The 13,109-nt window shown below is 72.7% G+C and carries 11 protein-coding genes and 1 pseudogene; 8 read left to right on the top strand and 4 right to left on the bottom strand.

The features are described from left to right. Window positions 1–113 precede the first annotated feature (113 nt). Window positions 114–533, top strand: a complete 420-nt coding sequence (locus tag KV381_RS19540; RefSeq protein ID WP_103537973.1) for a hypothetical protein — start codon at window positions 114–116, stop codon at window positions 531–533. 165 nt (window positions 534–698) lie between these two features. Here KV381_RS19540 and KV381_RS19535 read toward each other — a convergent pair whose 3' ends face one another. Continuing rightward, on the bottom strand, window positions 699–3,110 hold the full coding sequence (locus KV381_RS19535) for a PA14 domain-containing protein (RefSeq protein WP_218785839.1): 2,412 nt from the start codon (window positions 3,108–3,110) through the stop codon (window positions 699–701). A 325-nt stretch (window positions 3,111–3,435) separates the two neighbouring features. On the opposite strand from KV381_RS19535, the pseudogene KV381_RS19530 reads away from it, so the two are divergent. Beyond that, window positions 3,436–3,717, top strand: a pseudogene (locus KV381_RS19530) (sterol carrier protein domain-containing protein); the annotation flags it as partial. Window positions 3,718–3,790: 73 nt separating this feature from the next. Here the strand turns inward: KV381_RS19530 and KV381_RS19525 are convergent. Next, window positions 3,791–4,009, bottom strand: coding sequence for a DUF6243 family protein (locus KV381_RS19525; protein WP_098023928.1), 219 nt, complete (start codon window positions 4,007–4,009; stop codon window positions 3,791–3,793). Between the two features lie 17 nt (window positions 4,010–4,026). Here KV381_RS19525 and KV381_RS19520 point away from each other — a divergent pair, with 17 nt between their 5' ends. From KV381_RS19520 to KV381_RS19505, 4 genes are all read left to right on the top strand, one after another. Next, window positions 4,027–4,257, top strand: coding sequence for a DUF6193 family natural product biosynthesis protein (locus KV381_RS19520; protein WP_218787363.1), 231 nt, complete (start codon window positions 4,027–4,029; stop codon window positions 4,255–4,257). Between the two features lie 103 nt (window positions 4,258–4,360). Beyond that, window positions 4,361–4,945 (top strand): TetR/AcrR family transcriptional regulator, encoded by a 585-nt coding sequence (locus KV381_RS19515; protein WP_030634294.1) that lies wholly within the window; start codon window positions 4,361–4,363, stop codon window positions 4,943–4,945. A 121-nt stretch (window positions 4,946–5,066) separates the two neighbouring features. After that, window positions 5,067–6,473 (top strand): MFS transporter, encoded by a 1,407-nt coding sequence (locus tag KV381_RS19510; RefSeq protein ID WP_218785837.1) that lies wholly within the window; start codon window positions 5,067–5,069, stop codon window positions 6,471–6,473. 27 nt (window positions 6,474–6,500) lie between these two features. Further along, window positions 6,501–7,265 (top strand): SDR family NAD(P)-dependent oxidoreductase, encoded by a 765-nt coding sequence (locus KV381_RS19505; protein WP_218785835.1) that lies wholly within the window; start codon window positions 6,501–6,503, stop codon window positions 7,263–7,265. 167 nt (window positions 7,266–7,432) lie between these two features. On the opposite strand, the gene KV381_RS19500 is transcribed toward KV381_RS19505, so the two are convergent. Beyond that, entirely contained in the window at window positions 7,433–8,278 is an 846-nt protein-coding gene (locus tag KV381_RS19500; protein WP_218785833.1) for an SDR family oxidoreductase, read from the bottom strand. 89 nt (window positions 8,279–8,367) lie between these two features. Between KV381_RS19500 and KV381_RS19495 the strand changes: the two genes are divergently transcribed. Continuing rightward, a complete protein-coding gene (locus tag KV381_RS19495; RefSeq protein ID WP_030634285.1) occupies window positions 8,368–8,985 on the top strand; it encodes a TetR/AcrR family transcriptional regulator in 618 nt (205 codons plus the stop codon). A gap of 116 nt (window positions 8,986–9,101) precedes the next feature. On the opposite strand, the gene KV381_RS19490 is transcribed toward KV381_RS19495, so the two are convergent. After that, the gene (locus KV381_RS19490) at window positions 9,102–9,575 is read right to left on the bottom strand and encodes a hypothetical protein (RefSeq protein WP_098023924.1); all 474 of its coding nucleotides are present in this window, start codon (window positions 9,573–9,575) and stop codon (window positions 9,102–9,104) included. Between the two features lie 155 nt (window positions 9,576–9,730). Between KV381_RS19490 and KV381_RS19485 the strand changes: the two genes are divergently transcribed. Then, the gene (locus tag KV381_RS19485) at window positions 9,731–13,069 is read left to right on the top strand and encodes an AfsR/SARP family transcriptional regulator (RefSeq protein WP_218785829.1); all 3,339 of its coding nucleotides are present in this window, start codon (window positions 9,731–9,733) and stop codon (window positions 13,067–13,069) included. The last annotated feature ends 40 nt before the right edge of the window (window positions 13,070–13,109 follow it).

The raw sequence follows: 13,109 nt of genomic DNA, 5'->3' as shown, positions 1-13,109 counted from the left end.
GACCACGTCCCATCTCGATCAGCCACGGCTGCGGATGCCACTGCCGCGTCGTCCCGGAGGCGGCCGGCGCGACGGTCAGGCCGCCCAAGCACACAGCCGCTACGATGCGCCGGGTGGACGATGACATGCTCATCACGGCGCGCGTTCGGATCCATCTCGTACCGGCGGTGCTGGCGCTGGCCAATCCGCCCTGGCAGCGCGACGTATGGCTTGATCCGTCCACGTTCGAGAACCTGGACCATATCTTCCACGTCTTGTTCGACGACTTCTGCGATGCCGACCGTCCGGAGCAGTACCTCGGCATTGGGCTGCGTACCGAAGAAGAGGTCGCACTCATGCGGCAGCTGGGTGCCGCGCTCGGCACCGCCGAGGCAGAGACCTCGCACGAAACCGACGCGGAATACCTACGAGCCGACAGTTGGCCGCAGGTCGTGGCCATCGCCGGCCGCCTCGCCCAGGTCATGATCGCCAATGACCTCGGCGAGCTTCTCGCACTGCATGAGGCCCGGGTAGCAGGCGAAGCACCGCAGTGAGGCGTGTCAGGGCCTCGCCTTCTCCACCACTTCAGGGTCGCCGCTAAGCGCCTATCCAGCCGAAGTCCTGCGGTCGGTCGAGCCGTTCCTCGCCCGGCATGAGGGGAGGGGAACGAAGACTTCTTCGTTCCCCTCCCCTTGTCCTTGTTCTTGTCCTGCCTCCGGTCAGAGCCAGGAGTCCCAGATGCCGTACGCCGTGGATCGCGTCGCGGCCTCCGCGCCTGATGCGTCGAGGCGTACGACGCGGTAGTAGTACAGGCCGAGCCGGTCCTCGTGGACCGTCGTGTCCATGAAGTACGCCGCGTCGCCCACCGTGCCCTCCGTCAGGGTGGCGTACGAGGCGGTGGCGGGGTCCCAGCGTTCCACGCGGTAGCTCGTGAAGCGGGAGCAGTCTCCGAGGCCGGAGCTTGCGGAGCAGCCGACGTACAGCTCCGGGTACTGGTCCTCACGGACCTCGGTCTCCGTCCAGCCCGGCGGGCGGGTGTCCGGCAGGGTGACCGAGATTTCGGCGGGGTGGAGGACGTCGAGTGGGATGTCGTCGTGCAGGAGGCGGTCGTCCGTGGCTGCCACCTTGTAGACGTGGGTGGCGCCGTCGGGAATCGTCGGGCAGAGCATCTCGGTGTCGGCCAGGGAGCTGCCGAACCAGCAGTTCTCCTTCCAGACCGTCTCACCACTGTCCGGGTCGGTGACGCCCTGCCATACGTGGTAGCCGCGTACGTCGGTGTCGGCCGGCGGTGTCCAGGTCAGCCGGACGCCGAGCGGGACGCGTTCCGCGGTCAGGTTCTGGACCGGGGCGGGGCGCTGGGTGTCCGGGGTGGTCGCCCTGGCGGGCGGGCCGGGCTGCGACGTGCGTCCGTGGCGGTCGGTCGTCACGACTCGGTAGGTGTACGTCGTCTCCGACTTCCCCTGGACGTCCCAGCAGCTGCCGTTGATCTGCTTGCGGGCGGACAGGGGAGCGTCGTCGTCCGCCCAGGTCCAGTACGTGTCGGGGCCGGTCAGCGGCTGGTCCACCGAGGTGAACGGCTTGCACTGGTCGACGATGTCGGTCTCGCCGGTCGCGGTGTCGGTGCGGATGATCTGGTAGGTCGGGAGGGGGCGTTCGTCGACCGTCCACGGGTCGACGCTGCTCCACGCGACCATCACGCCCTCGTCGAAACTCTTGGCCGTGGTTGTGAACGCGGCGATCGCCTCCGGCCGGTCGGCCATCTTCAGCGTGATCTCCACCGGCGCCGCGGCGTTGCCCTTGGCGTCCACCGCGCGCACCGCGTACCGGTAGCTGTCGGCGACGGCGGCCGACTGGCGCGGCACCACCTCGGTGCGGGTGGCGGGGGTCCCCGCGGGACGGGCGTCGATGTAGCCGCCGGTCGCCGGGTCGTACTGGAGGACCTGGTACGAGGCGGCGTCGGTGACGGGCGACCACACCAGATGCGGTACGCCCGACCGGTACTCGGCGCGGAGCTTCGTGACGGCGGCGGGCGGGGTCAGGTCGGGGGTGGTGAACGTGGTGGCGGCCGAGTACGCCGACCAGTTCCCGGCGGCGTCCCGGGCCCGGCCCCGGTAGGTGACCTTGCTGCCGTCGGCCCGGTAGCCGGTGTCGCAGATCGCGCCCTTGGTGCCGGAGTAGATCGTGCTCCAGCTCTTCGTCGCGGCGTCGAGCCGCTGCATCTCGTACCGGACGATGTCGGCGGCGTTCTGCGCCGTGGTGACCAGCTCCGGCGCCGCGTAGGGCTGGTCGGCCGGGCAGGAGTCCCATTCGAGGAAGGGCGCGGCGGGCGGCGTCCTGTCGATCGTGGTGACGAGCTTGTCGGCGCTGCCGCCGGAGACACGGCCCGCCTTGTCGACGGCCCGCACCTCGTAGTAGTAGGCCGCGCCGGTCCTGGGCAGCGAACTGTCGGTGTACGACGTCGCGGTGGTCGTCGCGAGCTGCTTGCTGCCGTACGGCGTGCCCTTCAGCCGCCGGTAGACCCGGTAGTTCGCCAGGTCCATCTCCTTGTTCCTGGTCCAGGTGAACCTGGCCGCGCCGGTGGTGGAGGTGTACGAAACGGCCGCGCCCGTCGGGGCGAGGGGCTTGACCTTGTCGTGGGCGGCGGAGGTGCGCGGCGTGTAGGCGAACTTCACCTTCGCGGCACCCGTCCAGTTGACGTAGTCGAAGCGGAGCGTGTGCTTGCCCTTGGGGATCGTCACGTTGACCGTCTTCTTGACGGTGGCGGAGCCGTTCTTCCAGACGTTGATCTTGCGGACGCCGTCGAGGTAGACCCGCATGCCGTCCTGGGCGGAGGCCGTGAACGTAAAGGGGCCACCGGAGCCGAAGTCGCGCGTCACCGACCAACGTACGCCGAAGTTGTCGGACGGTACGCCGGAGACGGGCGCGCGCGTGCCCCAGTTCTGGTCGATCGCGGAGTCGCAGTCCGTCTTCTTGGGTGTGCCCGAGAACGTTGTGTTCGCGAAGAACTGCCGCTTGAAGACGGGGGAAGTACAGTTCGCCGCCGCGGATGCGGGTACGGCGGTGGCGTAGAGCACTCCGCCGGCCGTGGCCAGAACCAAGGCGGTGGCGGTCAAGCGTCTGGCTGGGTTCATCAAGTCCTTCAGTCCTGTCCGGCGACCGATGTCGATCATCGGGCGTCGCCGAACAAGACCGGGGAGGAGGCCGGTTGGTTGTACGGGCCTCGGCTCGCGGCCTCCTGCCGCCGCTCACAGCCGGCGCGATGGCTGTGAACTCACTCGGCGTACGTCCACGTCCGTCCGTGGGACGGCACCCGGAGGAGCAGCACTGCTATGACCTGGACTGATCTCGTCCCCAACCGGGACGTCTTCGCACCGTACTACGACGAGGTTCCCGAACTGTCGGGAGTCCGCCTGCGGTCGGTGCACCTCGATGCCTGGGGCTCGGTGGTCACGCTGCATGGACGGCGAGCCGGTCCTCGACGTCGAGGACCCGTTCCTCGGCGAACGCGGCCGCTACCTGCTGACCGTCCGGGACGGTCAGGCCGACTGCGCCCCGACGGACCGGGAGCCCGACCTGTCCCTGGACGTCGGCGACCTGGGCTCGGTCTACCTCGGCGGCACCACCCCGAGCACGCTGGTACGGGCCGGGCACATCCGGGCCCACCGCACGGGCGCGGCCGCCCTGGCCGACGCCCTCTTCCGTGCCGAGCGCGCCCCTCACTGTCTGCACTGGTTCTGACCGCGCCCCCGCCGGCCCTCCGGACCGCTGGACATCACCCTCCGGACGTCGCGGCAGGTGCGTCGGATCCGCGTCAGTTCCGGGTGGTGTCGTCGCCCGTCTGTCCGGCGGCGCCTCCGGCCGCGGCCGCCTTCTCGCGCATCTTGCGCACCAGTTCCGCCTTCTGTTCGGCCGCACCCTGACGGTCGAGGTTGCGGTGCGGGCCGTTGTTCTGGCGTTCGGCGCGGGACTGCCGCTTGCGCTGGCCGCCGCCCTGGCCCACGGGGTTGTTGATGTTCTTGCTCACGGTCATGGGCTCTCCCTGTACTGGTGTGGAGTGTCTACGTAATCATCGATGAGGGGCAGGCATCGACGAGCACCCCGTGGCCGTACGCACGTGACGTCGCGACGGCCCACCCGCTGTTCCAGGGCGGTTACCGCGTGTTCCGGGATTCCGACCGTACCGAGCTCGGCGAGGTCGACACCGTCGAGGAGGCGTACGCGTTGATCGCCCCCCATCTTCCGCGGGCCGCCGGGCTGGTCCCGCCGGGCCGTCGCTGAGCCGGGCCCTCGCCGATCCGGTCAGCGTCCTCGGCAACCCTGGCATCCCGGGCGCCTCCCGTAATATTTGACCGATCGTTTCAGTATCACCTAGAGTTCGAGCGTGGCCAGGACCAAGGAATTCGACCCCGAAGCCGCACTGCAGGCAGCCCTTGAGCTGTTCTGGCGGCGCGGCTACGAGGCGACCTCGATGGCGGACCTCGTCGAGCACCTCGGCATCGGGCGCGCCAGCATCTACGCCACCTTCGGCAACAAGCACGAGCTGTATCTGAAGGCGCTGGACCGGTACAACGAGAACCGCGATCCGGCCCTGCTGGGAGAGCTGTCCCAGCCCGGGCCCGCACTGCCCGCCGTACGGGCCCTCGTGCGGCGGTTCGCCGCCGAGGCGAACGCCGACGACCACCGCACCCAAGGCTGTTTCGTCACCAACACGGCCGCCGAGCTGGGCCCGCACGACCCGGCGGCGGCCCGGCGGGTCGAGGCGAGCTGGAGCCATGTCGAGACCCTGCTGCACTCGGCACTGGTACGGGCCCGGTCGCAGGGCGAGCTGCCCGCGGACCGCGATCCGCGCGCGCTCGCCCGGATGCTCCTGGTGCTGATGCAGGGCCTGCGGGTCGTGGGCAAGGCGTCGGACGACCCGGGCCGGGTGCGGGACGCCGCCGAGCAGGCGCTGACCCTGCTCGACTGAGCGACCGCCCGACCGCCTGGCTGCCCGGCCGCCCGGCTGCCCGGATCGGCAATTGCACGACACCCCACCGGGTGACTTCATGGGCCCATAAAAGAACGATCAGTCAAATATCGGGGGAGCAATGGCTGATACACCGCGCTGGGACACCACGACCGAGACCTTCACGACCTCATCCGTCTCCCCCGGGCGCGGGCGCGGGTCCGCGCCCGGGCCCGCCTTCGCGCTGCTCGGCACCGTGCAGATATCGCTGCTGTTCGCGCTCACCGCCCTCATCGTGCCGCTGCCCCGGATCGGCCGTGCGTTCTCGCTCGACCGGGCCGACCTGATCCTCCTCAGCTCCGCCTACGGGCTGTCCTTCTCCGGGCTGTTACTCCTCGGCGGCCGCGTCGCCGACCGTTTCGGCGGGCGGCGCGCCCTCACCGCCGGGCTGCTCGTGTTCGGCGCCGCGTCGCTCGCCGCGCTGCTCGCCCCGGGGCCGGGCACGCTGCTCGCCGCCCGCTTCGCGCAGGGCGTGGGCGCCGCGCTCGCCGCGCCCGCCGCCATGTCCGTACTGCGCGCGCTCTTCCCCCGACCCGCCGCGTACGGACGGGCGATGGCCACCTGGGGCGGGCTCTCGATGCTCGGTGCGACCGCGGGGCACCTGCTCTCCGGGGTCGTCTCGGCGTTCGCGTCCTGGCGGCCGACCCAGGCCGTCCCGGTCGCGGTGGCCGTCCTCGCCCTCGCCCTCGGGCCGCGACTGCTGCCCGTGACGCCGGTCGGCGGCCCCGGCCGCTCCCTGGATCTGCCGGGCGCGCTGCTCTCGACCGCCGGGATCACCCTGGCCAGTTACGGACTCGTCCTCACCGACGCCCGCCCCTGGGGTTCGACGGCCGTCCTGGTTCCTCTGCTCGGCGGGGCCGCGCTCCTCGCGATGTTCCTGGCCGCCGAGCGCCGCTCCCACAACCCGCTGCTCCCCCTCGCGTTCCTCCGCGACCGCCGCAGGGCCCTCGCCCTCGCCGCCGTCGGTCTGACCGCCGCCGGGACCGCCACGACGTTCATCCTCCTCTCGCTCCATCTGCAGCAGGAGCGCGGCTGGCCGGCGCTGCAGACCTCCGCCGCCTTCGTTCCCTTCGCGGTGGCGCTGCTCGTCTCGGGCCGTACGGCAGGTCCGCTCATCGCCAGGTACGAAGCGCCCGCCGTCACCACCGCCGGGCTCACCGCCGCCGCGACGGGCCTCGCGCTGCTCGCGCTCACCGGCCTGACGCCGCACATCCCGTACGCGTACGGGCTCCTCCCCGGGCTGCTCCTGCTGCCGGCCGGGGCCGCCGCCTCCTTCGCGGGGGCCGCTGTCCTCGCGACCGACGGAGTGGAGCCGCGGCAGACCGGGCTCGCGGGCGGCGTCATGAACACCGCGATGGAGCTGGGCCCGACCGTCGTCCTCGCCGCCCTGCTCACCCTCGGCTCCGACCCCGCCTCACTCGCCGCGACGGCGGCCGTTCTCGCCGCCGCCGCGTTCCTCAACTCCCGTACCGCACAGCCATCCACGTAACCGCGCACCGACCCAGGAGTCGTCACCATGACCGCACGTTTCACCGGCAGGACCGTCCTCGTCACCGGCGCGGGCTCCGGCATCGGCCGGGCCGTCGCCCTCGCCTTCGCCGCCGAGGGGGCCTCGGTGGTCGCGGCCGGGCGTACCGCCGGACCACTCGACGAGACGGTCGCCCTGATCGAGAAGGAGGGCGGGTGCGCGGCCGCGGTCACCGCGGACGTGACCCGGTCCGAGGACGTCAGGACGCTGGTCCGCCGCACCGTCGAACACTTCGGCAGCCTCGATGTCGCCGTCAACAACGCGGGCGTCTTCAGGGGCGGCGCCCCCGTGGGCGACCTTCCGGAGGAGGACTGGCGCACGCTGCTCGACATCAATGTCACCGGGGTGTTCCTCTGCCTCCAGGCCGAAGTCGCCCGGATGCGCGAGCAGTCCACGGGCGGCGCGATCGTCAACATCGCCTCCAACCTCGGTGCCCACACCCGTATCCCGGGCGCGGCCGGCTACATCGCCACCAAGGCCGCCGTCTCCGCCCTGACCCGGGCCGCCGCCCTGGACCACATCGCCGACGGCATCCGCATCAACGCCGTCAGCCCCGGCGCGTCCGCCACCACCATGTCGCTGCTCCCGGGCGAGACCGACGCCGACCGCGCCGACCGGATGAAGGGCGCGTCGCCGCTGGGGCGCGTCTCCTCCACCGCCGAGGTCGCGGCGGCCGTGCTGTATCTGGCCTCGCCGGACGCCGCTTCCGTGGTCGGCGGCGACCTGGTCATCGATGGGGGCGCCGCGGCCTGAGCTCGGCCGCCTCCCGGATCCGGCGCCGGGCACGGCCGCGTCGGGTCCGGGTCCGTGCCCGGGCCCGGGCCCGGGCACGGGCACGGGCACGGGTGCAGACGCGGGCACGGGTGCGGGCGCCCGCCGGGCCTCAGCGCCTCCGCACCTCAGCGCCTCCGGAGTCGGGGCTAGCGGAAGGCCGGCAGGTTGCGCGCGACCCATTCCCCGAAGGGCCGGGCCGGGCGGCGGAGGACGCTCTCCACGTCGGAGCCGACCGCCTGCTCGGCCGGCAGCGGGAGGCCGAGGACGTCCAGGGTGCCGCCGATGACCTCCTCCGGCATGAACCGGGCCAGGTGCTCGTGGGCCTCCTCCCGGGACAGTTCCACGAAGGCCACCTCCTCCCCCAGGGCTTCGGAGATCACCGCGGCCTGGCGGCGAGGGCTGATGGCCTCGGGGCCGGTCAGCTCGTACGTACGGCCCGCGTGACCGTCCTCGCTCAGCGCGGCGGCGGCGACCGCGGCGATGTCCGCCGGGTCGATCACGGGCAGCGCCACATCCCCGAACGGGGCGAACACCGTGCGCCGCATGCGGACCGACTCGGCCCAGGCGAAGGCGTTGGAGGCGAAACCGCCCGGGCGCAGGACGGTGAAGTCCGGTCCGGCCGTGCGCACGGCCGCCTCGAACTCACGCAGGCGGGCGTGCGAAAGCTCCTCGGGGCGGGTGGCACCGACCTGGGAGGAGAGCAGGACGACCCGCTTCACCCCGGCGGCCACGGCCGCGTCCAGCAGCGCCTTCGGGCGCTCGCCCCGGCCGTTGAGCTCGCCGCCCAGCAGGACGAAGAAGGCGTCGGCGCCTTCGAGGACCGGCGCCATGCTCGCGGCGTCGCCGACATCGGCCCGGGCGTGCCGGGCCCCGGCCGGAAGCCCGGCGGGGTGCGGCTGCCGCGATACGGCCACGACCTCCTCGCCCGCCTCGGCCAGCAGCGGCACCAGCGTCCGTCCGACATTGCCGGTCGCACCCGTCACCACGATCATGACTGCTCCTCAGGTAGGCCTAGTTAGTCAGTTGGCTGACTTGAATGGCGCTAGCACGGACCTCCGGGGCGCTGTCTATAGTTGGTTGGGTGACTGACTCAGTTGAGCCCCAGGGCTCCCGGAGGGCCCGGGGAGCCGACAAGCGACGGCGGCTCACCGCCGCCGCGGCCCAGGTCCTGCACGAGCAGGGCGTCGAACGGACCACCCTCGCCGACATCGCGCGCGTGGCCGAGGTCCCCGTCGGGAACGTCTACTACTACTTCAAGACCAAGGACGAACTCGTCCGGGCCGCACTCTCCGAACACAGCGCGCACCTGGAGGAGCTCACCCGCCGGCTCGACGAGCTGCCCGACCCGCTCGACCGGCTCAAGGCCCTGATCGAGGCCTGGGTCGGCCGGCGCGACATCGCCGCCCGGTACGGCTGCCCCACCGGCACCCTGGCCGTCGAACTCGACAAGCGCCCCGACGGGACGCTCGACGTGGAGGCCGGCGCGGTGATCCGGAGACTGCTCGACTGGGCCGGGCACCAGTTCCGGGCCCTCGGCCTGCCCGACCCGGACGGCCTCGCCGTCACCCTCGTCGCCGGCTACCAGGGCATGTCGCTCCTGGCCAACGCCCTGCGCGAGCCGGAGATCATGACCCGGGAGGGCGCGCGCCTCGTCCGCTGGCTCGACTCCTTGGAGGCATCCGCCCGGCGCCCGTCCTGATCTCCGGTTCGCCACGTCACCGTTGCCGCGTCACCGTTGCCGCGCCGCCATTCCTGCATCGTCATTCCCGCATCGCCGGTCTCGCGCCGCCGTTCCCGCATCGTCATGGGACGGGGTCAGTAGTGATGCACGGTGCCGTAGGTGCTGTAGACGTACAGGGCGATCACGCCCACGACGCAGGCCATGACCACCCATGAGCCGAAGCCGGTGTGCCTTTGCCTGCCGTTCCGCCGCTCGGATCTCCGGGGCCGACGGGGCTTCCCGGACCGCCGGGAGCGCTGCGACCGCCCCGGCCGGTCGGACCGCCCGGACGCCGCCCGGCCCGGAGACACCCGTACCGCGTCGGCCGCCGTCTCGGCCAGCAGGCGTCGGCAGGTCGCGGCGAGCGGGCCCATGCCCGCGGAGAGGGGCACCACGGCCTCCGAACGGGCCGGAGCGGTGGTGCCGCCGTCCAGGATGCGCCCGGCGCGTACGAGAACCTCGCCCGAGCCGCCCGCCGGGGCGAGACTGATCCACCGCTCCACGTGCTCGCCCCGGATGACCATCCCCCCGGACCGCTCCCGGTACACGGTGTGCTCCCGCCACAGCATCGCGGCCAACTCCTCTGCGGTACCTCTCAGTTGTGCTCCCACCAGCCGTCCCCCCAACCTCGCAGCGAATCGAACAAGCATCGAACTCTACTGGCGGGCGCGAACCCTGTGCGACCGGCGGTCGTTAGAGTTGCCGTCGAGGACGGGGGGCTGCTGTGGACTTCGGGGTACTGGGTCCGCTGACCGTGCGGCGGGCCGGTGTACCGCTGGAACTGGGCACGCCGAAAGGGCAGATGCTCCTGGCGGTCCTGCTGAGCCGGCCGGGCCGGACGGTCACCGACGACGCGCTGGTGGAGGCGGTCTGGGGCGCGGAGCAGCCGAAGAGTGCCACCAAGAACGTGCAGACCTACGTCCACCGCCTCCGGCGTCGCCTGGGAGATCCGGGGCGCATCACCCGGGAGGGCCGGGGCTATCGGCTGCGCGCCGACCGCGGTGAGCTGGACTCGGCGCGCTTCGAGGACCTGGCGGACGCGGCCCGGGCCGCGTCCGCCGCCGGTGACCACGAGCGGTCGCGCCGGCTCTTCGACGAGGCCCTGGGGCTCTGGCGGGGCCCCGCGTTCGGCGAGATCGCCGACGTACCGGCACTGCGGGCGGAGGCCACCCGACTCGATGAACTGCGGCTCGGCGTACTGGAGGAGCGGGTCGACGTCGATCTCCGGCTCGGCCGGCACGGCGAGGTGCTGGGCGAGCTGACCGCGCTGACGATGGAGCACCCGTTCCGCGAGCGGATGTGGGCCCAGCTCATGCTCGCGCTGTACCGCTGCGGCCGGCGGGCGGACGCGCTGCTGGCCTATCTCCAGGTCCGGGACGTCCTGGTCGAGGAGACCGGGCTGGAGCCCGGGCACCGGTTGCGGGACCTGCACCGGGCCGTCCTCGACGAGGATCCCGCACTGGACCGCGTGACGGCCGGGGCCGAGGCCCGTGCGCTGGACCGCGCGGCGGAAGGGGCCGAGGCCCGTGCGCCGGGCCGGACGGCGGTCACTACGCCCGGCCCCACGCCGGACCGGGTGGGAGTCGCGGCGGACGAACTCGCGTCGGACCGAACGGCGTTCGCCGCCGATGACCCGGCGCAGCGCCCTGTGCCGGACCTCGCGCCGGGCCGGACGGCGGTCACGGCCGAGGGCCCTGCGCCGGGCACGGATCAGGCCCCTGCGCCCGGCCCCGATCCGGGCACCGCACCCGGCCCCGCGCCGGGCCGCCCAGCGCTCGTATCCGAGGAGCAGGCTCGGGCGGACGTCGCCCGTGCCCGGATGCTTCCCCCCGCGCTCGGCGATTTCAGCGGGCAGGAGCGTGAGTTGGCAGAGATCGAGGCGGTGCTCCGTACGCGGCACGCCGCCGACGAGCCCGCCGCGACGGTGACGGTCTCGGGCCCCGGCGGGGTCGGCAAGACCGCCCTCGCGGTGCAGGCCGCGCACCGGCTGCGGTCCGCGTATCCCGACGGCCGGCTCTTCGCGGCGCTCGCCGGTAGCCGTACGCAGCCGGCCTCCGCGACCGCCGTGCTCGGCCGCTTCCTGCGGGCGCTGGGCGTCCCCGCCACCGCCGTTCCGGACGATCCGGAGGAGCGCGTGGACCTCTACCGGGGGCTGCTCGCGGAACGGCGGATCCTGGTGGTGCTCGACGACGCCTACAACGAGGCGCAGTTGGCTCCCCTGCTGCCGGCGAGCGGTACGTGCGGGGTGATCGCCACCGGTCGCGTACGGCTGGGAGGTCTGGGCGGTGCGCACCGGGTCGAACTCCGTGAGATGTCCGAGGCCGACAGCGCGGCCCTGCTGCGCGGCAGCACCGGCGGACGGCTCGCCACCGCCTCCGGGGCGGAGCTGTCCGAACTCGTGCGGCTGTGCGCGCGGTTGCCGCTCGCCCTGCGGATCGCCGGGTCGCTGCTGGTGTCCCGGCCGCACTGGCGCCCGGCGGATCTCGTGTCCCGGCTGGCGGACGAACAGCACCGGCTGGACGCGCTGCGCTATCGCGACCTGGAAGTGCGGGCCAGTTTCGGGCTGAGCTACGAAGGGCTGCGGCCCGGCGCACGGCGGCTGTTCCGGCTCCTGGGGCTGCTGGAGGCGCCCGACTTCCCGCTCTGGGCGGCGGCGGCCGCCGTCGACACCGAACTGCGGGAGGCCCAGGAGCTCCTCGACGAACTGGTGGACGTCCATCTGCTCGACGTCCGCCTGCCCGATGCCTCCGGAACGCCGTACGGCGGACAGGCACGTTACGCGTTCCACGACCTGATCCGCGCGTACGCCCGGGAGCGCGCGGACGCGGAGGAGACGGCGGCGGCCCGGGACGGGTCCGTCGTCCGGGTCCTCGGCGCGCTCCTGGCCTTCACGGACATCGCCGACCGTGACCACATGGGGCAGAACATGTTCCAGCAGGACGCCGATAGGTGGGAGCCCGCGCGGGTGGAGGCCGGCCTGCCGACCTCCGTACCGCCGATGGAGCTGCTGGACGCGGAACGCGCCTCCCTGATGGCAGGTGTGCGGCAGGCCGCGGAGCTGGGCCGGGACGAGCTGTGCTGGGAACTGGCCGTGGGCGGGCACGCGTTGTTCGAGACGGAGCGGTACTTCGACGACTGGCAGGAGTGCTACGACACGGCGATGGGGCTGGCCAGGGCCGCGGGGAATCTGCGGGGCCGGGCCCGGCTGCTCATCTCGATGGCCGGGCTTCTCTACACCCGGCGGCGCTACGGTCCGGCCGAGGAGTCCAACACCGAGGCCATGGGCCTGTTCGAGCGGATCGGTGACCGGCGGGGCTATCTGGAGGCGTTGAGCAACGCGCCGTTCTTCCTCGTGCCCAACGGCCGTCTGACCGAGGCGATCACGGCGGGCCGCGAGGCCTACGAACGGCTCGACGCGGGCGGTCAGGCGGCGGCGGCACTGCACGCGTACTCCCAGGTCGGCCTGGCCCATCTGCAGGCGGGCCGGCCGGAACGCGCGGTGGCGGTCCTCACGGAGATCGTCGCCGGGGCGCGGAAGCAGGGGATCCGGACCCTGATCGCACGGGACACCTACTGGCTGGGCCAGGCGCAGCTCGCACTCGGCCGGCATCAGGAGGCCGAGGAGTCGTTCGCCGAACTGACCGAGTGTGCCCGGGGCATCGGGGCGTCGGGCCCGTTCTACACCGCTCACGCCTGGGGCTGTCTCCACCTGGCCCGGGGCGAGTTCGCCGAGGCGCGGATCCGGCTCCTGGAAGGCGTCGAGGTCGCGCGCGCACTCCACGACCCCATGTTCGAGACCCGTGTTCTCGTCGACCTGCTCGACGCCCGTCTGTACGAGCACCATGACGGCCAGGACGCCCAGGACGGTCACGACGCCCCTGCCCTGGCGGCAGCGATCGTCCAGGGGGAGCACGCGGTCGAGGTGGCCCGCGGGATCGACTATCCGTATCTGCTCGCGGGTGTGCTGGAGAAGCTCGCCCGGCTGCGGGCGGCGGCGGGGGAGCCGGGCGTCGCGAAGGACCTGGACGACGAGGCGGCCGCCCTGCGTGACACGATCCACTGAGCCGTTCCCGGGCGGCGGGGTACCCGGCGACGCTCCTGGC

This window comes from Streptomyces sp. WY228, from assembly GCF_019287315.1.
Classification (GTDB): Bacteria; Actinomycetota; Actinomycetes; order Streptomycetales; family Streptomycetaceae; genus Streptomyces; species Streptomyces caviscabies.
Note: the sequence above shows the minus strand (reverse complement) of the source record. Positions and strands in the feature narration are given on the sequence as shown.

What these genes read in the sequence shown, in the direction of transcription:
- KV381_RS19505 (WP_218785835.1), top strand. Translation starts at nt 6,501, where the DNA reads ATGACCGCACGTTTCACCGGCAGGACCGTCCTCGTCACCGGCGCGGGC.
- KV381_RS19535 (WP_218785839.1), bottom strand. Translation starts at nt 3,110, where the DNA reads ATGAACCCAGCCAGACGCTTGACCGCCACCGCCTTGGTTCTGGCCACG.
- KV381_RS19510 (WP_218785837.1), top strand. Translation starts at nt 5,067, where the DNA reads ATGGCTGATACACCGCGCTGGGACACCACGACCGAGACCTTCACGACC.
- KV381_RS19500 (WP_218785833.1), bottom strand. Translation starts at nt 8,278, where the DNA reads ATGATCGTGGTGACGGGTGCGACCGGCAATGTCGGACGGACGCTGGTG.
- KV381_RS19490 (WP_098023924.1), bottom strand. Translation starts at nt 9,575, where the DNA reads ATGCTGTGGCGGGAGCACACCGTGTACCGGGAGCGGTCCGGGGGGATG.
- KV381_RS19525 (WP_098023928.1), bottom strand. Translation starts at nt 4,009, where the DNA reads ATGACCGTGAGCAAGAACATCAACAACCCCGTGGGCCAGGGCGGCGGC.